The 26041-nt window shown below is 39.8% G+C and carries 25 protein-coding genes; 14 read left to right on the forward strand and 11 right to left on the reverse strand.

The genetic code is table 11. The features are described 5' to 3' along the window. Window positions 1-11: 11 nt before the first annotated feature. The 7 genes from pstB to greB form a co-directional block, all read right to left on the reverse strand. The gene (pstB, locus tag AACQ49_RS02340) at window positions 12-788 is read right to left on the reverse strand and encodes a phosphate ABC transporter ATP-binding protein PstB (RefSeq protein WP_004246787.1); all 777 of its coding nucleotides are present in this window, start codon (window positions 786-788) and stop codon (window positions 12-14) included. 30 nt (window positions 789-818) lie between these two features. Further along, on the reverse strand, window positions 819-1721 hold the full coding sequence (pstA, locus tag AACQ49_RS02345; RefSeq protein ID WP_161778873.1) for a phosphate ABC transporter permease PstA: 903 nt from the start codon (window positions 1719-1721) through the stop codon (window positions 819-821). A 1-nt stretch (window position 1722) separates the two neighbouring features. After that, window positions 1723-2682, reverse strand: a complete 960-nt coding sequence (gene pstC / locus AACQ49_RS02350; RefSeq protein ID WP_004246789.1) for a phosphate ABC transporter permease PstC — start codon at window positions 2680-2682, stop codon at window positions 1723-1725. A 75-nt stretch (window positions 2683-2757) separates the two neighbouring features. Then, window positions 2758-3798 (reverse strand): phosphate ABC transporter substrate-binding protein PstS, encoded by a 1041-nt coding sequence (gene pstS, locus AACQ49_RS02355; RefSeq protein WP_004246790.1) that lies wholly within the window; start codon window positions 3796-3798, stop codon window positions 2758-2760. A 202-nt stretch (window positions 3799-4000) separates the two neighbouring features. After that, complete coding sequence (gene envZ / locus AACQ49_RS02360; protein ID WP_004246791.1) at window positions 4001-5341, reverse strand: two-component system sensor histidine kinase EnvZ; 1341 nt, start codon at window positions 5339-5341, stop codon at window positions 4001-4003. Continuing rightward, window positions 5341-6063 carry an osmolarity response regulator transcription factor OmpR gene (gene ompR, locus AACQ49_RS02365; protein ID WP_004246792.1) on the reverse strand — a complete coding sequence of 241 codons (723 nt, stop codon included), beginning with the start codon at window positions 6061-6063 and terminating at the stop codon, window positions 5341-5343. Before ompR ends, envZ begins: the two co-directional genes overlap by 1 nt. A gap of 148 nt (window positions 6064-6211) precedes the next feature. After that, on the reverse strand, window positions 6212-6691 hold the full coding sequence (gene greB, locus AACQ49_RS02370) for a transcription elongation factor GreB (protein WP_004246793.1): 480 nt from the start codon (window positions 6689-6691) through the stop codon (window positions 6212-6214). A 181-nt stretch (window positions 6692-6872) separates the two neighbouring features. On the opposite strand from greB, the gene AACQ49_RS02375 reads away from it, so the two are divergent. The 5 genes from AACQ49_RS02375 to hemN all read left to right on the forward strand — a co-directional run bounded on the left by AACQ49_RS02375 (window position 6873) and on the right by hemN (window position 13604). Then, entirely contained in the window at window positions 6873-9206 is a 2334-nt protein-coding gene (locus AACQ49_RS02375; RefSeq protein WP_161778874.1) for a Tex family protein, read from the forward strand. A 453-nt stretch (window positions 9207-9659) separates the two neighbouring features. Beyond that, a complete protein-coding gene (locus AACQ49_RS02380) occupies window positions 9660-10340 on the forward strand; it encodes a CsgG/HfaB family protein (RefSeq protein ID WP_012368537.1) in 681 nt (226 codons plus the stop codon). A gap of 24 nt (window positions 10341-10364) precedes the next feature. Beyond that, the gene (locus AACQ49_RS02385) at window positions 10365-10715 is read left to right on the forward strand and encodes a DUF4810 domain-containing protein (protein WP_004246796.1); all 351 of its coding nucleotides are present in this window, start codon (window positions 10365-10367) and stop codon (window positions 10713-10715) included. Beyond that, a complete protein-coding gene (locus tag AACQ49_RS02390) occupies window positions 10712-11368 on the forward strand; it encodes a DUF799 domain-containing protein (RefSeq protein WP_004246797.1) in 657 nt (218 codons plus the stop codon). Before AACQ49_RS02385 ends, AACQ49_RS02390 begins: the two co-directional genes overlap by 4 nt. An 862-nt stretch (window positions 11369-12230) precedes the next feature. Further along, window positions 12231-13604 carry an oxygen-independent coproporphyrinogen III oxidase gene (gene hemN, locus AACQ49_RS02395; RefSeq protein ID WP_004246798.1) on the forward strand — a complete coding sequence of 458 codons (1374 nt, stop codon included), beginning with the start codon at window positions 12231-12233 and terminating at the stop codon, window positions 13602-13604. A 29-nt stretch (window positions 13605-13633) separates the two neighbouring features. Here the strand turns inward: hemN and glnG are convergent, their stop codons facing one another. The 3 genes from glnG to glnA all read right to left on the reverse strand — a co-directional run bounded on the left by glnG (window position 13634) and on the right by glnA (window position 17701). Beyond that, window positions 13634-15055, reverse strand: a complete 1422-nt coding sequence (glnG, locus tag AACQ49_RS02400; protein ID WP_161778875.1) for a nitrogen regulation protein NR(I) — start codon at window positions 15053-15055, stop codon at window positions 13634-13636. A 10-nt stretch (window positions 15056-15065) separates the two neighbouring features. Continuing rightward, window positions 15066-16112: a nitrogen regulation protein NR(II) gene (gene glnL / locus AACQ49_RS02405; protein ID WP_161778876.1), complete on the reverse strand. Its 1047-nt coding sequence runs from the start codon at window positions 16110-16112 to the stop codon at window positions 15066-15068. 179 nt (window positions 16113-16291) lie between these two features. Then, window positions 16292-17701 (reverse strand): glutamate--ammonia ligase, encoded by a 1410-nt coding sequence (gene glnA, locus AACQ49_RS02410; RefSeq protein WP_161778877.1) that lies wholly within the window; start codon window positions 17699-17701, stop codon window positions 16292-16294. A 359-nt stretch (window positions 17702-18060) separates the two neighbouring features. Between glnA and typA the strand changes: the two genes are divergently transcribed. Next, entirely contained in the window at window positions 18061-19896 is a 1836-nt protein-coding gene (typA, locus tag AACQ49_RS02415; RefSeq protein WP_004246802.1) for a ribosome-dependent GTPase TypA, read from the forward strand. A gap of 330 nt (window positions 19897-20226) precedes the next feature. Here the strand turns inward: typA and AACQ49_RS02420 are convergent, their stop codons facing one another. Further along, window positions 20227-20361, reverse strand: a complete 135-nt coding sequence (locus AACQ49_RS02420) for a hypothetical protein (RefSeq protein ID WP_004246803.1) — start codon at window positions 20359-20361, stop codon at window positions 20227-20229. A gap of 285 nt (window positions 20362-20646) precedes the next feature. On the opposite strand from AACQ49_RS02420, the gene vapB reads away from it, so the two are divergent. The 8 genes from vapB (at window position 20647) to rluF (ending at window position 26018) form a co-directional block, all read left to right on the forward strand. Beyond that, entirely contained in the window at window positions 20647-20880 is a 234-nt protein-coding gene (vapB, locus tag AACQ49_RS02425) for a type II toxin-antitoxin system VapB family antitoxin (protein WP_012368535.1), read from the forward strand. Next, entirely contained in the window at window positions 20877-21296 is a 420-nt protein-coding gene (locus AACQ49_RS02430; RefSeq protein WP_049256512.1) for a type II toxin-antitoxin system VapC family toxin, read from the forward strand. The genes vapB and AACQ49_RS02430 overlap by 4 nt, the downstream gene beginning before the upstream one ends. Window positions 21297-21520: 224 nt before the next feature. Then, window positions 21521-21844, forward strand: a complete 324-nt coding sequence (locus tag AACQ49_RS02435; protein WP_049208253.1) for a hypothetical protein — start codon at window positions 21521-21523, stop codon at window positions 21842-21844. After that, window positions 21816-22238, forward strand: a complete 423-nt coding sequence (locus AACQ49_RS02440; RefSeq protein WP_202611289.1) for a hypothetical protein — start codon at window positions 21816-21818, stop codon at window positions 22236-22238. The genes AACQ49_RS02435 and AACQ49_RS02440 overlap by 29 nt, the downstream gene beginning before the upstream one ends. Window positions 22239-22891: 653 nt before the next feature. Next, a complete protein-coding gene (gene yihX, locus AACQ49_RS02445) occupies window positions 22892-23509 on the forward strand; it encodes a glucose-1-phosphatase (RefSeq protein WP_020946398.1) in 618 nt (205 codons plus the stop codon). A 79-nt stretch (window positions 23510-23588) separates the two neighbouring features. Further along, entirely contained in the window at window positions 23589-24026 is a 438-nt protein-coding gene (gene dtd, locus AACQ49_RS02450) for a D-aminoacyl-tRNA deacylase (RefSeq protein WP_036904836.1), read from the forward strand. Between the two features lie 23 nt (window positions 24027-24049). Further along, window positions 24050-24964, forward strand: coding sequence for a fatty acid biosynthesis protein FabY (gene fabY, locus AACQ49_RS02455; protein ID WP_004246811.1), 915 nt, complete (start codon window positions 24050-24052; stop codon window positions 24962-24964). Window positions 24965-25139: 175 nt separating this feature from the next. Further along, window positions 25140-26018 carry a 23S rRNA pseudouridine(2604) synthase RluF gene (gene rluF, locus AACQ49_RS02460; RefSeq protein WP_004246812.1) on the forward strand — a complete coding sequence of 293 codons (879 nt, stop codon included), beginning with the start codon at window positions 25140-25142 and terminating at the stop codon, window positions 26016-26018. Window positions 26019-26041 lie beyond the last annotated feature (23 nt).

Consider the following 26041-nt stretch of genomic DNA (forward strand, 5'->3'; position numbering starts at 1 on the left):
TTGCCTCGTTATCAGCCATAACGCCCAGTGATGTAATCTTCAGTTTGCTTCTTCGCTGGACGAGTAAATAATGTATCCGTATCACTGAACTCGATTAATTCACCCAAATACATAAATGCAGTGTAATCAGAACAACGTGCAGCTTGCTGCATATTGTGGGTGACGATCACCACGGTATATTCGGATTTTAGTTCACTGATAAGCTCTTCAATACGACCTGTAGAGATAGGATCGAGTGCAGAGCATGGCTCATCCAGTAATAATACTTCAGGACGGATAGCAATACCGCGTGCGATACATAAACGTTGCTGCTGTCCCCCAGAAAGACTATAGCCACTTTGATGTAATTTATCTTTGGTTTCATTCCATAATGCGGCTTTGGTCAGCGCCCACTGAACGCGTTCGTCCATTTCAGCACGAGACAGTTTTTCAAATAAGCGTACACCAAAAGCGATATTGTCATAAATCGACATTGGAAATGGTGTAGGTTTTTGGAATACCATGCCTACTTTTGCGCGTAATAGCGCAATATCTTGTTTATCTGTCAGAATATTGTTGCCATCTAACAAGATTTCACCTTCAGCACGCTGTTCGCCATAAAGCTCATACATTTTATTAAAAGTACGCAGTAAAGTGGATTTACCACAGCCAGAAGGGCCGATAAATGCCGTTACTTTATTTTTGGCAATATCTAATGAGATATTTTTCAGCGCATGGAACTTACCATAGTAGAAGTTCAAGTCACGAACTTGGATTTTGTTTCCAGCGTTATCATTAGCCATAGTCATTCAACGTTCTCTCTTGCTTAACTTTCTGCGTTAGCCATGCTTATTTTTAGCAAACAGCACGCGCGCGATAATATTGATAAATAGAACACAGAGGGTGATCAGTAATACGCCAGCCCAAGCAAGCTCTTGCCATTGTGAGAAAGGGCTCATGGCGAATTTAAAGATAGTCACAGGTAAGTTGGCTATCGGTTCGTTTAGATCTGTGCTCCAGAATTGGTTAGATAGTGAAGTAAATAGCAGTGGTGCTGTTTCACCCGCAATACGTGCAATCGCTAATAATACGCCCGTGATAATACCTGATACGGAGGCTTTTAACGTGATTTTAGCAATCATCTTCCACTTGGGCGTCCCTAATGCATAAGCCGCTTCCCGTAAGCTATCAGGGACTAACTTCAACATATTTTCCGTGGTGCGAATAACAATAGGTATTTGTAATAACGCTAATGCCACAATACCCGCCCAACCAGAGAAGTGCTGCATTTGTGCCACCACAATGGTATACACAAACAGTCCAACAACAATCGATGGGGCTGATAATAAAATATCGTTGATAAAGCGTATGACTTCCGCTAACCATGAACGGCGTCCATACTCAGCAAGGTAGATACCCGCTAAGATCCCCAAAGGAGTACCAATGACCGTCGCCCATAAAATAAGTAGACCACTACCCACAATGGCGTTAGCTAATCCGCCACCATTGGTGTTAGGGGGCGGCGTCATTTCTGTGAATAAGGCCCAAGACATGCCATCAAAGCCTTTGGTTACTGTAGAAAACAAGATCCACATTAACCAGAACAGACCAAATGCCATGGTAGAGACAGATAAAAACAGTGCGATACGGTTTTTTTGACGACGCCAAAGTTGGCGTTTATGGCGTATATGCAGTTCTTTTTCTGTTTGAACTTGTAATGAAGAAGAGGATGTTTTAGCCATCTTAACGTGCTCCTTCATTCTTAGATAAACGTAGTGTCATAAACTTAGAAATCGCAAGGACGATAAAGGTAATGACAAATAAAATCAGACCTAATTCCATTAATGCAGCGGTATGAAGGCCCGTTTCTGCTTCGGCAAATTCGTTGGCTAATGCAGAGGTAATACTATTGCCCGGCATAAAGAGTGATGCAGAGTCTAACTGGTAGGTATTACCGATAATAAAGGTCACTGCCATAGTTTCCCCGAGCGCACGACCTAATCCAAGCATCACACCACCTATCACACCGTTTCGGGTATAAGGTAAAACGATATTCCAAATCACTTCCCATGTGGTACAGCCGATACCGTAAGCGGATTCTTTCATCATCACCGGGGTCTGTTCAAATACATCACGCATTACAGACGCGATATAAGGGATGATCATAATTGCGAGGATAACCCCTGCTGCTAATATACCGATACCAAACGCAGGGCCAGAGAATAACTCACCGACAATAGGGACTGATGAGAGCACGTTGCCAACAGGCTCTTGGAAGTATGTGGCAAAGAGCGGCGCAAAGATAAAGAGTCCCCACATACCATAAACGATACTTGGAATAGCGGCTAATAACTCAATAGCGATACCCAATGGGCGCTTTAGCCAATTGGGTGCCAGTTCTGTTAAAAAGAGTGCAATACCAAAACTCACCGGAACCGCAATGATCAGGGCAATAATTGAGGTAACGACAGTACCGTAAATTGGTACTAAAGCACCGAATTCCTGTGCGGGTGGATCCCACTCTTTCGTCCACAAGAATGACAGACCAAATTGTTGAATACTTGGCCATGAGGCGAAAATCAGTGAAACAATGATACCTGCTAAAAGCAAAAGTGTAATTAACGCAGCTAGTCGAACTAGTGCGCTAAAAATAACGTCCCCTCGTTTACTCGGGGCCTTTATTACCGTTGTATGCTCGGCCATAAAGCCTCTTTAATTTATTACCCCCTGTGTTGCAGGGGGTGAACGTTAATCTATTTTTTAATGGTAACCCTTTGGTTAGTAAATTGGTTTACCATTACTGTCTTTGATGCTTGTTTTCCAAGCGGCACGAATTTGTTCTACCACTTCTTTTGGTAATACGGCGTAATCAAGATTTTTCGCTTCATCATTGCCTTTTTCATATGCCCAGTTAAAGAAATTCAGTACTTCTTTTCCTTTAGCCGCATCTTTTTGCGTTTGATGCACTAAAATGAAGGTAGTAGAAGTAATTGGCCAGGCATTTTCGCCTTTTTGATTCGTTAGGTCTTGTGCAAAGCTCTTACTCCAATCAATTTTTCTCGCTGCTGCGCTAAAACTATCGGCAGTAGGAGGAATAACTTCGCCATCTGCAGTGACTAATTGAGTATATGCAAGATTGTTTTGTTTTGCGTAAGCGTATTCAACATAACCAATTGAGCCTGGTAGACGTTGAACAAAGGCTGCGATGCCATCATTTCCCTTACCACCTAAGCCAGTAGGCCATTTAACGGTAGAGCCTGCGCCTACTTCATCTTTCCATGCGCTATTTACTTTAGATAAGTAGCTAGTAAAAACGAATGATGTGCCTGAACCATCAGCACGACGAACAACAGCAATGTTTTGGTCAGGTAGATTGAGTTTTGGATTTAGTTTAGCTATAGCAGGATCATTCCATTTTTGGATCTTGCCTAAGTAGATATTCCCGATAGTCTCACCGTCTAAGACAAGCTCACCGGATTTAATACCTGAGATATTGACTGCCATCACCACACCACCGATGACAGTTGGAAATTGGAATAAACCGTCAGCCTTGAGTTTTTCATCAGCTAATGGTGCATCAGAAGCACCAAAATCGACAGTATTAGCAATGATCTGTTTTACACCACCAGAAGAGCCTATGCCTTGGTAGTTAACTTTGTTGCCAGTTTCTTTTTGATAGCTATCTGCCCATTTTGCATAAACTGGAGCAGGGAACGTTGCGCCAGCACCAGTCAGTGAGGTCGTTGCCTGTGCAGAAAGAGCCGTCATTGAAAGTGCAGCGGCAATGACACTGGTCAGGGTGGTACGCATCAGTTTCATAATCCCTCCTGTGGGATAGGTAGAATAACTTTTCGACATCTATCAACTTCGGTTACGGTACGCACAGACAATAGGTTAGTTAGATGACAATTAAATGTCTTAATTGTGACAGTTTTATGACAAAGCAGAAAAAGAGTGAAAATAATGCATAAAAATAGGTGAGAAAGAATAAGAAGGGCGTTAACGTTAAAAAGTGAGGATATTAATCATCTTCGTCTTCTTGTACTTTTAACGGAAAGTTGGCACGGATAAGTAACCCGCCTTTCGTGCTATCGCCGAGTTCGACAAAGCCACCATGGGCATCCATGATCCGACGAATAATAGATAGACCTAAACCCGCACCGGTTGAACTTCGTGCTTGTTCCCCTTGAACAAAGGGTTGGAATAAACGTTGTCTATCTTCTTTGGCAATGCCTGGACCATCGTCTTCAACTTGAAACCAAGCATATTCTTCATTTTGATTACTTGTGATGCTTATCCAACCATGTCCGTAGCGTGTGGCATTAACAATCATATTGGTAAGCGCCCGTTTGACGGCAATTGGGTTTGCTGTGATATTGATAGGATAAGGGTATAAATGCTCTTCGCTGACTTTGCCTGAGTTAGATTCAGCGCAGATCACTTCACGCAATAGACCATTCATATCACATAATTCTAAAGACATCTCTTTGCCTGTGCGCATATAGTCTAAAAATTGACCGATAATGGCATCGCAATCTTCAATATCTTTATTGATAGAATCAGCAAGATAACTATCTTCAGGACTCATCATTTCTGTAGCAAGACGAATACGCGTTAACGGAGTGCGTAAATCATGGCTTACCCCTGCCATCACCAGTGTTCTATCATTATCTAATGAGCGAATATCTGATGACATTTGATTAAATGCTCGAATAATTGAACGCATTTCAGCAGTGCCAGATTCAGGTATTGGCGGAGGGATCACCCCTTTACCAATGCGTCGTGCTGCATATTCAACTTCATGCAATGGACGATTTTGAAAACGGTTATATAACCAGAAAAATGCCACTACGATGATGATAAAAATAATGGCTTGCCGATAAACGGGTAATAAGAAATTTTGCCCTAATTCGGTAAGTGGTACGCGTATCCATAGCGTGGGTGAGAGTTGGGTATTAATCCATAAAATAGGATACTCTAGGGTGTTTTCTAGCCAAATCGTCGTATCACTATTGAGATAATCCGTCATCTGCTGGCTAAGTTCTAAATCTTCTCTTGCCCACTCTAAACCGGCTTTTAAAGCGGCGTCTTTATCAAAAAATGAGATACCTAACTCGTTGTAAATTTTATTACGTAGAGCGGGAGAAATTTTAAGTGGGGTGCCATCGACTAAGATCAGTTCTTCTGGTACTAGCGTACGAATTTCATACGCTAATACTTTATTAAATTGCTGGAGGCTTGGCCCGACAATAAGATGCTGTACAACAACATAACTGGCTATCAAGCTAAAAAAAAGTAATAAGATAACCAGAAATAGAGAGCGAGTGAGCTTATTGTGGGGTGAAAGCCTCAGCCTTCTCATTATGATACGCTCGTTCCATCAGGTACAAAGACATAACCCAGTCCCCAAACCGTTTGAATATAGCGAGGATGGGTGGGATCTTCTTCAATCATGCGACGTAAACGAGAAATTTGCACATCAATAGAACGCTCCATCGCACTATATTCACGACCTCGCGCCAGACTCATTAATTTATCACGTGATAATGGCTCTCGGGGATGTGAAACAAGGACTTTTAATACGGCAAATTCACCACTGGTCAAAGGCATATGTTGATCTTCGTGGAACATTTCCCGCGTACCGAGGTTAAGCTTAAATTTACCAAATGAGACAATCGCATTGTCTTGTGAAGGTGCTCCCGGTAGTTCGTTGGCTTGGCGACGAAGCACCGCACGAATACGGGCTAATAGCTCTCTTGGGTTAAATGGTTTTGAGATATAATCATCAGCACCAATTTCAAGTCCGACAATTCTGTCAACTTCTTCCCCTTTGGCAGTCACCATAATAATAGGGATAGGATTGTTTTGGCTTCTCAAGCGACGACAAATAGATAAGCCATCTTCGCCAGGAAGCATTAAGTCGAGGACAATAAGATGGATAGATTCGCGAGTAAGTAAACGATCCATTTGATCGGAGTTTGCCGCGGTGCGGATTTGAAAACCCTGCTCTGTCAAATAGCGCTCTAATAGTGAACGTAGACGTAAATCATCATCCACAATCAGCACTTTATAACTGTCTTGCATCTTTAAGCTCCCGAAGTGCAAATGCTTTTATTAGCGAATTCTATCATTGATAAGAATATTAAACCAAAAACAAAGAATAAATATTAATGATTTATAGGCAAAACTTGTTCTGACTTTGTATCTTAGAATATCACACTATTTATTTATCTTATTCCGAATAATATTTGATAGATAATACGCAGTAATTAACGATGCCACCTGGCGTTTGCACGCTAACTTCATCATCCACTTTTTTACCGATCAGCGCTCTCGCGACAGGGGAATCAATAGAAATCCACTGTTTTGCTGGGTCAAATTCATCAGGGCCGACTAGTCTAAATGTCTTAATGTTTTCATCATCGTCTTCAAGGGTTACCCAAGCGCCAAAATACACTTTTCCTTCTTGACGAGGATCTGGGTCAACAATTTTTAATTCATCAAGACGTTTGGATAAAAAACGAACTCGTCGGTCTATTTCACGTAATCTTTTTTTACCATAGATATATTCAGCATTTTCCGAACGGTCACCTTGAGCCGCTGCTTCAGAGACCGATTGAGTGACGCGAGGACGCTCTTCTTTCCAAAGATATTTTAGCTCTTTATCCAAGGCATGCCAGCCATCACGAGTAATATAGTTACTTTTTGCCATTACCAATAAATACGATCATCAACATTGAATTTCATACAGATACTATAGCGCGAATCACAGAATAATCTGTTATTTTCCTCATAAATGTCATGCTTGGCCTATAATAAGCGGAATTTTTTTCTTATTGCGCGTGTATAATAGCCATCTTTTTTAACCACTCCTCTCGGTAGGTAAATATATTATGAATGAATCATTAAGCCGAATTATTGCACAAGAGCTATCAGTAAAGCCCCAGCAAGTACTTTCGGCCATTACGTTACTGGATGAAGGGAATACGGTGCCTTTTGTGGCCCGTTACCGAAAAGAGGTAACTGGTGGGTTAGATGATACTCAGCTTCGTCAATTGGAAACCCGCCTGAGTTACTTACGGGAACTCAATGATCGTCGCCAAACTATTTTAAAATCAATTGAAGAGCAGGGGAAACTCACAGAAGAATTACGCTCTTCGATTAATGAGACGCAAAGTAAAACAGAACTTGAAGATCTCTACCTTCCTTATAAACCGAAACGTCGTACTCGTGGGCAAATTGCAATTGAAAATGGCTTAGAGCCATTAGCTGATTTGTTATGGAATGAACCACAACATACTCCTGAAGACGCAGCAAGTGCATATATCAACCCTGAAAAAGGAATAGATGATAGTAAAGCAGCCTTAGATGGGGCTCGCTATATCTTAATGGAACGCTTTGCAGAAGATGCTGGATTATTAGCTAAAGTTCGCCAATATTTATGGAAAAATGCGCATCTTGTTAGCAAAGTTGTTGACGGAAAAGAAGCAGAAGGCGCTAAATTTAGCGATTATTTTGATACTCATGAGCCGATTGCTCATGTACCTTCTCACCGTGCATTAGCGATGTTTCGTGGTCGTAATGAAGGTATTTTGCAGTTATCACTTAATCCTGATCCACAATTCGAAGAAGCCCCCAAAGAGAGCTATGGCGAACAGTTGATTACGGAGCATTTAGGTTTACATCTTAATAATCAACCCGCGGATAGTTGGCGTAAAGCCGTTGTCAGTTGGACTTGGCGTATAAAAGTGTTAATGCATCTTGAAACTGAGTTAATGGGTCAGTTACGTGAGAAAGCGGAAGATGAAGCCATTAATGTGTTTGCACGTAACCTAAAAGATCTCTTAATGGCCGCACCTGCAGGTATGCGAGCTACGATGGGGCTAGATCCTGGTTTACGTACTGGGGTTAAAGTCGCGGTGGTGGATAGTACCGGTAAGCTGATTGCGACAGATACTATTTATCCTCATACCGGACAAGCGGATAAAGCCGCTGCTAGTGTAGCGGCATTATGTATTAAGCATAATGTAGAATTAGTGGCGATTGGTAACGGTACTGCATCACGTGAAACAGAGCGCTTTTTTGCTGATACAGTAAAACGCTACCCAGAAGTTAAAGCACAAAAAGTGATCGTGAGCGAAGCGGGGGCATCGGTTTATTCGGCATCAGAGCTGGCAGCGAAAGAATTTCCGGATCTGGATGTTTCTCTTCGTGGCGCTGTTTCTATCGCTCGTCGCTTACAAGATCCATTGGCGGAATTGGTAAAAATTGACCCTAAATCTATCGGGGTGGGTCAATATCAGCATGATGTGAGCCAAATATTATTGGCAAAAAAATTAGACACTGTTGTTGAAGACTGTGTAAATGGTGTCGGTGTTGATTTAAATACAGCTTCTGTACCGCTATTGACGCGAGTGGCGGGGCTTAGCCAATCTATTGCTCAAAATATTATTGCTTGGCGTGATGAAAATGGCCGTTTTGTGGATAGAAAACAGTTACTCAAAGTGGCGCGCTTAGGGCCTAAAGCGTTTGAGCAGTGTGCGGGATTTTTACGTATTCGTGATGGTAAAAATCCACTTGATGCCTCAACGGTTCACCCTGAAGCCTATCCTATTGTTGAAAATATCTTGCAATCAATACATCAAAAAATTGATCAAGTCATGGGCAATAGTGCATTACTTTCACAAATCAATGCCAGAGAATTTGTCACCGAGCAGTTCGGTTTACCTACCATTAATGACATCTTAAAGGAGCTTGCTAAACCGGGGCGTGATCCTCGTCCTGAGTTTAAAACAGCCACCTTTGCCGAAGGTGTTGAAACAATGAATGATTTAGTCAGTGGTATGATATTGGAAGGTACTGTAACTAATGTGACTAATTTTGGTGCCTTTGTAGATATTGGGGTACACCAAGATGGATTAGTGCATATTTCATCACTGTCGGATAGATTTGTTGAAGATCCCCATACTGTGGTAAAAACCGGCGATATTGTGAAGGTAAAAGTCCTTGAAGTCGATTTACCGCGTAAACGTATTGCGTTAACCATGCGTTTAGATGAAGTGGCTGCTGATAGTGATCATAAACGCCAGTCAGTGACTAAGGATAATGCTTCTAAACATAGTCGCGGGCAAAAACCGACCAGAAACCGCCAATCAAATACGGGTAACAATGCAGGTAATAGTGCGATGAGCGATGCATTGGCCGCAGCATTTGGTAAAAAACGCTAATATCTTACAGGTAGCCATCAATATCAACGTGAAGTAATAAATTTTATTACTTCACGTTTCATAACTATTCACTCAGTCTATGGTTTGGTGAATAAAAAGCCAAAAGTAATCAGCAATTAAATTATTTTGTTAATATAAAATATACTTTTAGTCTTTTGTCTGAGTCTGCTTTTATCTAACTTAAGGTATATTGCTAATATAATAGATAGAATATGACGTATTTTATCTTTATATTCATTTGTTGTTTCTTTTATCAACATTTTTCTATTTTCCCTATGGGTGATTAATTTTATATTAAAAATAAGTTGATCCCATTATTAACCTTACTACTGTTATGGTTTAATGGTGGGTAAAATAGAAACGTAAATTAAAATTTATCTTATTTTATTGTTCGTCATAGGATTTGCACAACAAAAATCAATGACGATAGGTTTATTTCACCGATATTGGATGATGAAAATGACATTTAATAAATTATCATTAGGGGTAGTTTTACTTTCTGCTTCATTACTAGCAGGTTGTGCCTCAGAATCTTCTCGCTCTTTAGAGGTTGCTAAAGTGGCTACCTATAATACGACTTACTCAGGACCTAAGAGTGCCATTGCTATTGGTAAGTTTGATAACCGTTCTAATTACATGAATGGTATTTTTTCTGATGGTGTGGATAGATTGGGTAATCAATCTAAAACGATTTTAATTACACATTTACAACAAACAGGCCGTTTTAATGTTTTAGATCGCGCTAACTTAACGGAGTTAACACAAGAAGCGAAGATTAAAGGCCAAAGTCAGCAATTAAAAGGCGCAACTTACGTTATTACTGGTGATGTGACAGAGTTTGGTCGCAAAGAAGTAGGTGATCGCCAACTATTTGGTATCTTAGGACGTGGAAAAACCCAAGTTGCTTATGCCAAAGTGAACTTAAATGTTGTGAATGTGAATACCTCTGAAGTGGTGTTCTCTACGCAAGGTGCGGGGGAATACGAGCTTTCTAATCGTGAGATTGTTGGTTTTGGTGGCACAGCAAGTTATGACTCAACACTTAATGGTAAAGTGCTTGATTTAGCCATTCGTGAAGCGGTGAATAATTTAGTTGCAGGGATTGAAAGCCATGCTTGGCAGCCTGAGCAGTAACCCCAATTTTATAAGGATATAAAAATGTCAAAATCATTGCTGGGGTTGCTATTTGCCTCGTTGTTATTGGTTGGGTGCCAAGCGCCAAAGCCTCTTTATAACTGGGATAGTTATCAAACGGTGGTATATCAATATTATCAACAAAGTGAAAGTGATCCTCATGCGCAAATCGATGCATTGAAAAAAAGCATCGAGGTTGCCCGAGCGAAATCATTAGGCGTTCCACCGGGGTTACATGCACATTTGGGCATGTTATATGTGACCACTGGCGCATTAGACTTAGCCATGAGTGAGTTTGATCAGGAGAAAACCCTTTATCCTGAATCAGCAAAGTTTATGGATTTTCTGATGAAAAATAAGGGAGCACAAAAATGAATCGCATTTTAACGTTAGTTTTTGTGGCATTTGCTTTTGTGTTATCAGGATGTGCAGAGCCAGTCAAAACAGACTATACCGCCTTTAAAGCAAGTAAACCAAAAAGCATTTTAGTGCTGTTACCTAAAAATCAGACTCCAGAAGTAGAAGCTGCCCATAGTTTTTTATCTCAAGTGACTTATCCTTTGGCGGAAGCTGGCTATTATGTTTTTCCTGTCGCCGTTGTTGAAGAGACCTTTAAACAAAATGGTTTGTCAACAGGAAGCGATATCCAAGCGGTGAGTCCTAGTAAGTTACGTGAGATTTTTGGTGCGGATTCTGTGCTCTATTTGGATGTCACCCAATATGGTACTTCTTATCAAGTGATCGCCAGTGAGACGCGTGTCAGTGCCAGTGCTAAATTGGTTGATTTACGTAATGGTGCCTTACTGTGGAGTGGACATGCCAGTGCATCGAGTGCAGAAGGGGATACAGCATCGAATGGTTTGGTGGGCATGTTAGTTTCTGCAGTAGTGACTCAAATTGTTGATACTATTGCAGATAAAAGTCACGAAATTGCAGGAGTAGCAAGTGTGCGTTTACTCTCTGCTGGACATGCCAATGGGATCTTATATGGTCCTCGCTCTCCCCACTATGAAAAAGAGGGACAATAACAGTTTGTTATAGTGATTACTCTTTTAAAAGACGCGGTTTATATTGTAAATATAAGCCGCGTTTTTATTTATCTATTATAAATAATAATTATTCTTATTTATATTGGGCGATTTTATCTGCATTTTATATAAACAGCGTGCGACTACTGATTTGAGAGTGAAACATTAAGGGGGGGAAATGATATATCGCAGAGAACTAACCATCCTTGGTTGATTGTCCATTTCCTTCCGTGGCGCATAATCCTTAATTCGGAATATATAAAGAGACGATTAAATAAGAGAAATATCAGAATGAATGCGAAAAGGTAATGGGGAGTGCTATCTTTCCTTGTAATATAGCGACCTTTATTCTTTTACTGAGCCTCAAATTTAAATCAAAACACGACTTAATTGGATATTAATCAATGTTTAAATATAGAGTATGTAATATTATAAATTAGGTAAAGGGCTAATTATCATTATAATTATAACTATCGAATTATGAGAGAATAAAAATATAATAAAATTAATAAAACGATATATTTATTTATTTTAAAGTGTATTTTGAGTAATATATTTTTTTTAATGTGTTATAAAAATAATCGAAAAAAGATGTGTCATTAAAATGCGCTACTAACATATTGAATAAACTTAATTTATTCATAAATAAATTTTAACAGTAATACTATTTCCGTTTAATGTGATCTATATCATATTTTTTACTTGAGTGATTATTTACAGATAGAGTGAAAAGATCAAAAACAGGATCTTTTTTTCTCTCGTGTTCAGTTAAGCATTTATTGGTTACACTATTATTTCTGGTGGTCATAATGTCTGTTGGCTGGTATGGCACATCGGCGGTTCACTTTTGGAAGGTAGAAGCATGTCAGAACAAACAATTATTTGGGATCTTGACCTGATCCATAAGTATAACTATTCAGGTCCGCGCTACACATCATACCCAACGGCATTGGAATTTAATCAGCAATATAGTGATGCGGATTTCGAACAAGCAACAAAGCGTTATCCCGAACGACCTCTGTCACTGTATATTCACATTCCTTTCTGCCATAAGTTATGTTATTTCTGCGGTTGTAATAAAATTATCACGCGCCATAAACATAAAGCTGATGAATATCTTGATGTTTTAGAAAAAGAAATTATTAATCGCGCTCGCTATTTTAAAAATAGAAAAGTGACCCAAATGCATTGGGGGGGCGGTACTCCCACTTTTCTTGATAAACAGCAAATTAGTCGCTTAGTCGCTTTATTAAGACAACATTTTCATTTTGTGGAAAATGCTGAGCTCTCTATTGAAATTGATCCCCGTGAGATTGAGTTAGATGTTATTGATCATTTACACAATGAGGGATTTAACCGCCTAAGTATGGGGGTGCAAGATTTTAATAAAGAGGTACAACAAAAAGTTAATCGTGAACAAGATGAAGCATTTATCTTTTCATTAGTAGCAAGAGCGCGTGAAGTGGGCTTTCATTCTACCAGTATTGATTTGATCTATGGGCTACCTAAACAGACTAAAGAAAGTTTTGCTTTTACGTTAAAAAAAGTGATTGAATTGTCCCCTGATCGCTTAAGTGTGTTCAATTATGCCCATTTACCTAATTTATTTGCCGCACAACGTAAAATTAAAGATGAAGATTTACCACTTGCAGAAGAAAAGTTAGAGATCTTGCAAGAGACTATCACCACACTCACCACAAATGGTTATCAGTTTATTGGTATGGATCACTTTGCTAAGCCTGATGATGAATTAGCGGTTGCACAACGCCAAGGTATTCTACATCGTAATTTCCAAGGATATACCACTCATGAAGAGTGTGACTTATTGGGAATGGGCGTTTCAGCTATCAGTATGCTGGGTGATCACTATGCGCAGAACGAAAAAGTGCTAAAAGAGTATTATGCTCGCGTAAATAGCGAAGGGCATGCGTTGTGGCGTGGACTCTCTCTAACTCATGATGATTGTATTCGTCGCGATGTTATTAAGACCTTGATTTGTAATTTCCATCTTAACTTTACTGAGATTGAAAATCTATATCAGCTTGATTTCCAAGATTATTTTAAAGAAGACTTAGCATTGCTTGCACCAATGGCAGAAGATGGATTGGTGGAGATCAGCGCAGAAAAAATTCAGGTCACTCCAAGAGGACGTTTATTGATCCGTAATATTTGTATGTGTTTTGATACTTATTTACGTAATCAAATGCGCCAACGCCAATTCTCTCGAGTGATTTAGTGGGCAAAAATAAAAGGGAGGGGAGTGACTTAAAACTCCTCTATACCTAACTCTTTTAATTTACGTGTCAGCGTATTTCTTCCCCATCCTAATAAACGAGCAGCATCTTGTTTATGGCCTTTTGTATAGGAAAGCGCACTGAGTAGTAAGGTGCGCTCAAATTGCGGTAGAGCGTCATTAAGAATATTTTCTTTGCCTTCACTGAATACCTCATCCGCCCATAATGAAAGATGTTGTGACCAATGTTGAGAGGAGACTCGAGGTATCGATTTGCTCTTCTCATCTGATTGGCGGATCTCTTGAGGTAAATCTTGCGGCATAATCTCTTGGCTAGCGGTCATAACCGTTAACCAACGACATACGTTTTCTAATTGTCTGACGTTACCTGACCAGTGGTATTCCATCATGCAATGTAAACTTTGCTGGTGGAGCACTTTGGTTTCAACACCAAGCTCTCGAGCGGTTTTTTGGAGAAAATAACGCGCTAAGCTTGGAATATCTTCTGTTCTATCACGCAGTGGGGGCAATTGAATACGTATTACATTGAGTCGATGGTAGAGATCTTCACGAAAATCACCTTCCATTACGCGTTTTTCTAAGTCTTGATGAGTCGCGGCAATAATACGCACATCGACTTTCACAGGGGCATAACCGCCAACACGATAAAATTGTCCTTCAGCCAAGACGCGTAATAAGCGGGTTTGAATATCCAGTGGCATATCGCCAATTTCATCAAGAAAGAGGGAACCGCCATTTGCTTGTTCAAAACGGCCTTGGCGTACTTGAGATGCACCAGTAAATGCCCCTTTTTCATGACCAAAAAGTTCTGATTCAATTAAGTCTTTGGGAATAGCCGCCATATTGAGTGCAATAAAAGGGGCTTGTGCTCTCGGACTATGGCGATGAAGAGCATGTGCAACTAATTCTTTACCAGTACCCGACTCGCCATTGATAAGCACACTAATTGATGAGCGAGAAAGGCGACCAATAATGCGATAAACCTCTTGCATCGCAGGGGCTTCGCCAATCATGTCAGAGACAGATTGAAGGTTAGTTTCTGTTGTATTAGGTTGTTTTTGCTCTCGATAGTGCGTAATAGCACGATGAATGAGTGCAAGTGTATCATCAATATCAAAAGGCTTGGGGAGATAATCAAATGCCCCTTGCTGATAAGCATTTACCGCGGCATCAAGATCAGAATGCGCTGTCATGATAATAACCGGCAACGTAGAGTGTTGCTCTTTAACGCTTTTTAATAGAGATAAACCATCAATATCAGGCATACGAATATCTGATAATAATACATCGGGAAGTTCACTATTGAGTGCACTGAGGACGTCATTAGCGTGTTCGAAGGTTTTACATGTAAGGCCTTCTCGTGTAATAGCTCGCTCAAGCACCCAGCGAATAGAGCTATCATCATCGACAACCCATATATTTCCTTTTTGCATTGGTTATCTCCTATTTTATTGGCAAGTAAATAGAAAACTCGGTATTTCCCGGCCAACTGGTAAACTCAATTTTACCGGCGTGTTGGTCGACTAAGCTACGTGCAATGGATAAACCAAGGCCATTTCCGCCTTCTCTGCCACTGACCATCGGGTAAAAAAGCGTGTCTTGTAGATGAGGAGGAATACCCGCACCAGTATCAATCACATCAATGCGAGCCACCAGTCGATGACGTTCACCCTGCAGTGTGACTTGGAACGCTGTTCGGGTTCGCAAAATAATAGTTCCCCCAGTTTTCTCCACTGCCTGTAATGCATTGCGGGTGATATTTAACAAGACCTGCTCAATCTGATCCGGATAGTGTGAAAGCTCAGGTAGACTAGGATCGTAATCTTTGAGTAAGGTGACATTTTCAGGGCATTCTAATGTGATAAGTTGTGCAACACGCTCTACAACATGATGAATACTCTGAAAGGTTTTGGTGCCGGGATGTTGTGGGCCGAGTAACCTATCCACAAGCGCTCTTAGGCGATCGGCTTGTTCAATAATGACTTGGGTATACTCAGTCAGCGCAGGATCAGGTAATGATTTTGCTAATAATTGAGCCGCCCCTCGTAATCCACCGAGTGGATTTTTAATTTCATGTGCCAGTCCCCTAACCAATTCCCTCGCTGCCATTTGTTGTGCTTGTTGTATCTGCTCTTGGCTTAACCGGCGTTGACTATCCATAGGCGCCAGCTCCAACAAAATGTGTTGTTCGGAAATAGGCTGGGCACTGAGCGACATAGTGTGTGATTGGTTATTAATAACCAAAATCACTTCGTTATCAGTGAAGCTTTGCCCATTTGCTAATGTTTCACGCATTAACTGTTCATCAAAAGAGGAATAACTAAACAGTGAGCTAAAAGGGGTTTCAAATAATTTGCGACGACTTTGAGCCAGTAATTGCAATGCAGCATGGTTTGCATAGCAAATAATAAACTCTTGGTTGATAACCAATACTGAGTGGATTAATGAATCCAAAATAAGTGTGTTATCAGGTAAATCCGCCGTTTCCATATTGAATACTCCCATTGCACCATTTTAGTGCATCTTACCTTTTTTTTCATAAATGAACAGATGCGTAATTTATTAACAGATGCCTCATTAGAGAGAAAAGAGCCCATCCGAAGATGGGCAAAATAGCTTCACGGCAACAAAAAAATCATAAGCAAAGTAAGTACGTTAACTATTGTGCGTTACGCACTGTAATACATTTCAAATTCAAGTGGGTGTGGTGCCATACGAACACGCTGCACATCAGTACGTAATAGCTCAAGATAAGCGTCTAAAGCATCATCAGTGAATACACCGCCACGGGTTAAGAATTCACGGTCATTATCAAGAGCATTAAGCGCCTCTTCTAATGAACCTGCCACTGTTGGGATCTCTTTAGCTTCTTCTGGGGGTAAGTCATAGAGGTTTTTATCCATGGCATCACCTGGGTGAATTTTATTGATAATACCATCAAGACCCGCCATTAATTGAGCTGCAAATGCAAGGTAAGGGTTAGCTAAAGGATCTGGGAAACGCACTTCGATACGGCGTGCTTTCATGCTAGCGACTACTGGAATACGAATAGATGCTGAGCGGTTACGGGCAGAATAAGCCAGCATAACAGGGGCTTCAAATCCCGGCACTAAGCGTTTATATGAGTTAGTGGTTGGGTTAGTAAATGCGTTTAATGCACGAGCATGTTTGATAATACCACCGATGTAATACAGCGCTATTTCAGATAATCCGCCATATTTATCACCAGCAAATAAATTGACACCATTTTTAGACAGTGACATGTGGCAGTGCATACCTGAGCCATTATCACCCACTAAAGGTTTTGGCATAAAGGTCGCGGTTTTACCAAATACGTTAGCGACGTTTTGTACTACGTATTTATAAATTTGAGTTTCATCTGCTTTTTTGGTCATGGTATTAAAGCGGGTTGCCACTTCATTTTGACCTGCAGTTGCGACTTCGTGGTGGTGTGCTTCAACCACTAAGCCCATCTCTTCCATGATATTACACATGGTCGAGCGAATATCTTGTGAGGAATCAACCGGAGGGAGAGGGAAGTAACCTCCTTTTACCATTGGGCGATGACCTTTGTTACCTTCTTCATATTGTGTATTGGTATTCCATGCTGCTTCAATATCATTGATGGCATAAGAAGCACCAGAGATATCATTTTTAAAACGAATATCATCAAAAAGGAAGAATTCAGGTTCAGGGCCAAATAGGACGGTGTCAGCGATACCACTTGATTTTAAGTAGTCTTCTGCACGTTTTGAGATAGAGCGCGGGTCACGATCGTAACCTTGCATAGTGCCTGGCTCTAAAACATCACAACGAATAATTAATGTTGGATCTTGGAAAAATGGGTCAAGCATCGCTGTTGTAGCATCAGGCATTAGCACCATATCTGATTCATTAATGCCTTTCCAACCACCAATAGAGGAGCCGTCGAACATTTTTCCTTCTTCAAAGAAATCATCGTTAACTTGATGCGCCGGAATAGTAATATGTTGTTCTTTACCGCGGGTATCAGTGAAACGTAAGTCAATATATCTAACTTTATGTTCTTCAATCATGGATAACACATGTTCAAGGGACATAGTAACTCTCCTGGCGAATGGTTTTATTAAGTGCAGTGGCCTTACACATTTTTCGGTGAATTTTTTGCTCACCTAAACTCTATTGCGAAAAGCATGCCAACTTATCTAAAAAGGGATATATACTGTATTGATGAAGTTTAGTGTAGAATATCCCCCGTGATTTTTTAATTATTGCACAAATTTGGTGCAAATTAAGTCTGAATAGTTGCACAATTTTGGTGCGATCGGTTCAAGACGACTTATTTCTGAGGCGTGAAAAGGATCACAATTCAATTAATTGCATATTGTTAAGCAATCATTATTGTGATCTTGTTTAGTCTCTCGTCTAAAGCGTGTACAATAACACGCTTATTTCTACAATGCCTGAGGCAAATTTTGTGATCGAAAACTTGCGTAATATCGCCATCATCGCCCACGTTGACCATGGTAAAACTACTATTGTCGATAAATTACTACAGCAATCTGGCACGTTCGGTGAACGTGAAACCGTTGCTGAGCGCGTGATGGACTCTAATGATCTCGAAAGAGAGCGCGGAATTACTATTCTTGCGAAAAATACAGCGATTAAATGGAATGACTATCGTATTAATATCGTAGATACCCCAGGACACGCCGACTTCGGTGGTGAGGTAGAACGCGTTATGTCTATGGTAGACAGCGTTCTATTGCTGGTTGACGCGATGGATGGCCCAATGCCACAAACTCGCTTTGTGACACAAAAAGCGTTTGCTAACAACTTAAAACCTATTGTTGTTATCAACAAAGTTGACCGTCCAGGTGCACGCCCTGACTGGGTTGTTGATCAGGTCTTTGATCTGTTTGTTAACTTAGGTGCGACTGACGAACAACTGGATTTCCCAATTATCTATGCATCAGCATTAAATGGTATTGCGGGAACAGATTATAATGACATGGCTGATGATATGACTCCATTATATGAAGCTATCGTCAAATATGTAGAGCCGCCAAAAGTCGATCTGGAGGGGACCTTCCAGATGCAGATTTCTCAGTTAGATTATAATAACTATCTGGGTGTTATCGGTATTGGCCGTATTAAGCGCGGTAAAGTAAAACCTAATCAACAAGTGACTATCATCGATAGCGAAGGTAATACCCGCAACGGTAAAGTAGGTAAAGTATTAGGTCATTTAGGCTTAGAGCGTATCGATGTTGACGTTGCAGAAGCTGGCGACATCATTGCGATTACAGGTTTAGGTGAATTAAATATTTCTGATACGATTTGCGAAGTAGGTGCTGTGGAAGCATTACCTGCATTAGCCGTTGATGAGCCTACTGTTAGCATGTATTTCTGTGTTAATACATCACCATTCTGTGGTCGTGAAGGTAAGTTTGTTACTTCTCGTCAGATTTTAGATCGTCTGAAAAAAGAGTTAGTTCATAACGTAGCACTGCGTGTTGAAGAGACTGAAGATCCAGATGCATTCCGTGTATCAGGTCGTGGTGAATTACACCTATCAGTACTGATTGAAAATATGCGCCGTGAAGGTTACGAATTAGCCGTATCTCGTCCGAAAGTTATCTTCCGCGAGATTGATGGTCGTAAACAAGAGCCTTTCGAACAAGTCACTATCGATATTGAAGAACAGCACCAAGGTGATGTGATGCAAGCGATGGGTGAGCGTAAAGGTGAAATGCGCGACATGCAACCAGATGGTAAAGGACGTGTACGTTTAGACTACATTATCCCTAGCCGTGGTTTAATTGGCTTCCGTACTGAGTTTATGACGATGACATCAGGTACTGGTTTACTGTACGCAACATTCAGTCATTATGACGATGTGCGCCCAGGTGAAATCGGTCGTCGTAATAATGGTGTGATGATCTCTAATGGTCAGGGTAAAGCCGTTGCTTACGCGCTATATAGCTTACAAGATCGTGGTAAGTTATTTGTTACTCATGGTGCAGAAGTTTATGAAGGCCAAGTTATTGGTATTCATACTCGCTCTAATGACTTAACAGTAAACTGCTTAACAGGTAAAAAACTGACAAATATGCGTGCTTCTGGTACGGATGAAGCGACAACGCTGACGCCACATATCAAGCAAACATTAGAACAAGCATTAGAGTTTATTGATGATGATGAATTAGTGGAAGTGACTCCACAATCTATTCGTTTACGTAAACGTCATCTCTCAGAAAACGATCGTCGTCGTGCTTATCGTAGCAAAGACTAATTTGTTATTCTGATAATATAATTCTTAGGGCGCGTTAAGCGCCCTGAGTTTATAAAACCCCGTTACTTCTGTGAAGTGATCCCAGCTCTACCCTTGCGGTATCGAAAAATTACAGTGCGTACCTGATAAGAGCACCAATTAACGGACTAGGGATTTCTTGGATTGCACCATCGAAAGAAGCCCAACCTAACCAGAAGTATCCAACTTAGCTAGTTGCACGAGCTAAGGCACAATAACCGATCATGGAGAAAAGCAAAGACAAGAAGATGTTGTCGCTTCGTTCTGTTTTGATTAGTACCACATTGAGGCATTAGGTTTTTATGTTAAACGTTATAAGTCTTTCATATGACGTTTTATCGCCTCTTCACTTTCAGTAAGCCAGGCATCTCGTTGTTCTTGGTCTTCTTGCTCCTTTTTCCATAGTTCTATTTGCGCCGGACTAAACCGATTTTTCCTTTTGACCATTTGGTTGAGCCTTTTTCATTTGCGCATCTCAGTCTCGGGTTTTACTTTTTTCGCTTTCATCCGATATCTCATAAATCATTGACTACTTTTAAAAACGTTAATCGCATTTTTAAGTTTAAAAAAGAGATGTTAAAAATGCCATTGAACAGCACAGAAACCGTTCTAAACTTTCAGTATGGTTTTGGGTGTTTGATCGGGTACTCGGGTCTTACATACCATGCATATGTTGACATATGTCACACGAAGGCATATATTTGGCATATGCTAACGTAAGAGGTATCTAATATGAGAACGAGAACTGTAGCTGTATTTAAAAACGGAAGTAACCGAGCCATTCGCTTACCTAAAGATTTCGATTTTGATGGTGTCAATGAACTCGAGATAAGCCGAGATGGGGATTGTATTATTTTACGCCCTGTAAAACCTAACTGGATTTCATTACAAAACGAAGAAAAAGCCGACAGTGATTTCTTGCTTGAACGCGATGATGTTATTGAAGAAGGACGAGTTATTCTGTGAAAAAAGTCTATATGCTTGATACAAACATTTGTTCTTTTATCATGCGTGAGCAACCTATTTCTTTGCTCGAAAAACTTCAGAAATGTGTAATGAACCACGATACTATTGTCATATCAACGATTACTTATTCAGAGATGCGCTTTGGAGCAATAGGAAAAAAAGCATCACCTAAACACAATCGTTTGGTTGATGCTTTCTGTGAACGCGTTGACGCGATTTTGGCATGGGATAAAGCGGCGGTAGACGCAACTACCGTGATAAAAAAATGCTTATCTGATGTGGGATTGCCCATAGGAAATAATGATAGCGCGATTGCTGGTCATGCTGTCGCGGTTAATGCAATATTGGTAACAAATAATACCCGTGAATTTTCACGAGTTGAAGGACTAAAAATAGAGGACTGGACTCATGTTTGATATTTTTGGGATGCGTTGCCGTTTTTATTTTTATAACACTAAAAAGCCAGTAATTTACTGGCTTTTTTAACATAATACGGTCTTATCTAAAACTAAAATGTAATAACAAAAGATAAGTGATAATGACAAAAAGATCAGATATTGATAGAGGCAGACTTATCTATACTAAATAAATTGGATGGATAGATAAAGGTCATGCAAAAGGTGAAGATGCATCCACTTTAATGGGTGTTCTAACCGCAGGAGACTATGTTAGTGACGTAGACCCAATGACATATTTAACAGTATTAAGTAAAGAAGAGGCTTATCATCGCTGGGATTATTATGGCTCTATTGGTAAATATAAAAATAAGCTTTTCAAACCGTTAATTTTTCCTGATCCTGCTATTTATCCAAATAATGCAAGACCTTACTTCGTTTCATTACCATGCTATTTGGATCGCGTAAAACCGATAGAAGATATTAGAAATAATAGTATTTTAATTCATGTAAAAGATACAACAGGAATAAACATTGGAGATGAAAGTGAATGGATTAAAATTGAATAAATTTTTTGTTTTTCCAATATTATTGGTTTTATCTTTAATGACGACCATCATTTTACTGATGTTTCCTGGTGACAGAGAATATACCAAGCTAAATTTTGTTTATTATTACCTATACACTTTTGATGAGGTGAAAAAAATAGATTTTATATCAGATGAATATATCATTATCTATAGACCCATCGATGGAAATTCAAATGAGTCCAATGATGTTATTTTTTTTAATATAAAACCTGAAAAGAACATAGCTCTTATTGATAATCTATCTAAAAATGGATTCACCTTGACATATGATGATTTCTATAAAGAAGAGCTATGGGTTAAAGATAATATACATATAAAAATATCTATTGATGAAAAATCAAGAACCACATCACTTTTTGTTGAGAAATCTTAAATGTTTTGACTAATACTATCACCTGACATTCCTGCACAAATGTGATCCCAAGATATACTCTCATATCTAATAGTAATATCTTCATATGGTTGTGCATTAGCATGGATAAGTGAGTTCGGATAATACGCTGATATACCTATAATGCTAGCTTATTAAGAGTATTAGAAGGACTAGATTTAGAGTTATCAATTAAGGCTAAAAATTCTAATTATAAACCCTATGATTGCAAGTACTGTGATAGCGAATAAAAGCGAAATTGATTTGAAAGATGATGGGGATGATCTCGACTTTTGGTTTAAAACAGAGGAATAAGGTATGAATAAACAAATCGAGAAAGTGGAAGGCCTTAATATTCAGCTACATGGCATTTTAAATGCTTGATGAGCATAAAGAGAAATTAGTATTACATTGGGCACAGTTGCATGATGATTTTAAAATCATAGGAAAATAAATGGGGAGAGAGTACCTTATCATCACATGGCAATTCCTTTATAGATAAGGATGCTTCTCGTCTTATTTTTCGTCTCTTCCCCTTCTGGTTTTATGTTTTTCAAAAAATTAGGTGTGAATTTGGTATTTTTTATCGTTTAAGCCTATTCACTCAAGCAATTTATGATTAAAGTAAAACGAGTTTTCTATTATGGAGAGAATTTATGCTTTATATCTTTGATATGGGTAATGTGATTATCGATATTGATTTCAATCGTGTTTTTGCCGTGTGGAGTAAACTCAGTGGGGTTCCATTAGCCAGTATAAAAGATAATTTTACGACTGGGGAAACCTTTAAATTACACGAACGAGGCAATATTACGGATATAGAATTTGCAGAAGCTGTCTGTGCTGAGCTTGGTATTGGACTGAGTTTTGAACAGTTTGCGGAAGGATGGCAGGCTATTTTTATCGCTGTTCGCCCAGAAGTCATAGATATAATGAATAAGCTAAGAGAGCAAGGTCATCGTGTGGTGGTATTGTCAAATACTAATCGATTACATCAAGATTATTGGCCTCAGCACTATCCTGAAATCGCCGCTTCAGCGGACTTTCTCTATTTATCCCAAGATATCGGTATGAGAAAGCCAGATCCTGAAGTGTATAAATATGTGCTACAGTCCGAAGGCGTTGAAGCACAAGATGCTGTCTTCTTTGACGATTTACAAACCAATGTCGATGCAGCCATTGCGCTAGGTATTCAAGGCGTTCATGTCGTAGATAAAAATACGATTGTTGAATACTTTAAAGATCATGATTTTACTCTCCCAGTAACAGAATAACGTTGTAATAGGATAACAATTAATTGAATTTGTTATCCTTTTTTATAAACACATATTCGGTGTTAATCAGGAATACAGTATGATTGCGTTAATCCAAAGAGTGACACAAGCGAAAGTCGATATTGCCGGTGTGACTGTTGGCGCCATTAATCACGGCTTACTCGTGCTATTAGGAGTAGAAAAAGACGATAACCAACAGAAAGCAAAAAGATTGTGTAAAAAAGTGTGTGGTTATCGTATTTTCAGTGATGAAAATGACAAAATGAATCTGAATGTACAACAAGCAGGTGGTAGCCTATTAGTCGTATCGCAATTTACACTGGCTGCCGAAACCCAAAAAGGGATGAGACCGGGTTTTTCTAACGGAGCGCCTCCTGAAATGGCTGAAAATTTATATCACTATTTTGTTGAGCAGTGTAAGCAACAAGGTTTAGAAACCCAAACAGGGCAATTTGCTGCTGATATGCAGGTCACCCTGACTAATGATGGCCCAGTAACATTCTGGTTGCAGGTCTAGTTGAATTATAATAGGAGCTTACTATGTATCATTTACGAACCCCTAAGACGCAAGCAGAATTAGCAGCTTATTATACTTTTCGTTGGGAAATGCTTCGTAAACCGTTACATCAGCCCGAAGGCTCCGAAAAAGATGGTTATGATACCTTAGCGCATCACCAGATGGTGGTTGATGACAGTGGGCAACCCGTTGCTATTGGTCGTCTCTATATAAATGCCGATAATGAAGGTGCAATCCGCTTTATGGCGGTACGTGAGGATGCTCAAGGTAAAGGATTAGGCTCTTTAGTTGCCATGGCGTTAGAGTCTTTAGCTCGCCAAGAAGGGGTAAAGCGTATTGTTTGTAGCGCCAGAGAAGAGTCTGTTCGTTTCTTTGAAAAATTAGGTTATGAGAATTGTGGTTTAGTCACAGGTCCTCAAACTACCCCGATCAAACATTACTTTATGAAAAAAAGTATTGAATCATTAGATGATATTCTCCATCGTCCTGATTGGTGTGCGGAGTTACAAAAACAGTGGCATCAGCATATCCCCCTAAGTGAAAAAATGGGGTTACGTATTACGCAATATACGGGCACCCGTTTTTATACCACGATCCCTGAATCCGGTAATCAAAACCCACACCATACTATTTTTGCCGGTAGCCAGTTTTCTTTAGCAACACTGACCGGTTGGGGGCTGATTTGGTTGTTAATGCAAGAGCATAAACTGCAAGGCGATATTGTGCTGGTGGATGCGCATATTCGTTATCGTAAACCAGTCTCTGGTCGGCCGTCAGCCGTTGCTGATATGGAAAATTTAAGTGGTGATTTAGGACGATTAGCGAAAGGAAGCAAAGCACGTATTAAGTTAGATGTTGATATTTGTGGTGATGAAGGAACGGGGGCGGTTTTTAGCGGCACTTACATTGTGTTACCCTCACAAAATAAACAGTGCTAAATAATAAATCTCTATTTAATTGAAAATTAAGTTATTTATTGTTTTTATCTCTCTTTTTTTCTACCTTTTTCTTATCATGGAAATGGGGAGTGAGAAATCTCTGCTTTAGTGTCTACCTAATAGTGTTTCTATCGTCACTTAATTGAGGTATATTCCGCAGTTTACGGAGGGAAGCATGGACACCAATTTATCTACTCGTCTTAATAAATATATCAGTGAAAGCGGTATCTGTTCACGTCGTGAAGCCGACCGTTATATCGAGCAAGGTCTGGTTCTTATCAATGGTAAGCGCGCAGGCATTGGCGATCGCGTAACGGCTGGCGATGAAGTGAAAGTGAATGGACGATTAATTGAAGCGCAAGATAATTCTGAGCTGGTGTTGATCGCACTGAATAAACCTGTAGGTATCGTCAGTACCACAGATGAAGGTGAGAAAGATAATATTGTTGATTATGTTAACCATAGCACCCGTGTTTTCCCAATTGGTCGTTTAGATAAAGATTCTCAGGGACTGATTTTTTTGACTAACCATGGTGATCTGGTCAATAAAATCTTACGGGCGGGTAACTCCCATGAAAAAGAGTATTTGGTCACGGTTGATAAACCCATTACTGATGAATTTATTCGCGGTATGGGGGCGGGTGTTCCTATTCTGGGACAAAAAACCAAGAAATGTAAGGTGAAAAAAGAAGCTGCAATGGTATTTCGTATCACCTTAGTACAAGGTCTAAACCGTCAAATTCGTCGTATGTGTGAATATTTTGGTTATGAAGTCACCAAGCTTGAACGTATCCGTATTATGAATGTTAGTTTGGCGGGATTACCTGTCGGGGAATGGCGTGACTTAACGGATGATGAGCTGATAAAGCTATTTGATGCTATTGAAGCATCAAGCTCTGAAGCCCCTAAACAGAAGCAAAATAAACCTAAGAAACAGATAAGTAGTAATGCGAAAGCGTTAGGGATCCATATTCCGAAAACAAAAGCCAAAGAGACGGAAAATAATACGCGTAAACGCTTTGCACAACCGGGGCGTAAAAAGAAAAAACGTTAGTTTGTTTCTTTTGTCATTCTGAG

This window comes from Proteus sp. G2675 (genome assembly GCF_963886535.1).
Classification (GTDB): domain Bacteria; phylum Pseudomonadota; class Gammaproteobacteria; order Enterobacterales; family Enterobacteriaceae; genus Proteus; species Proteus mirabilis.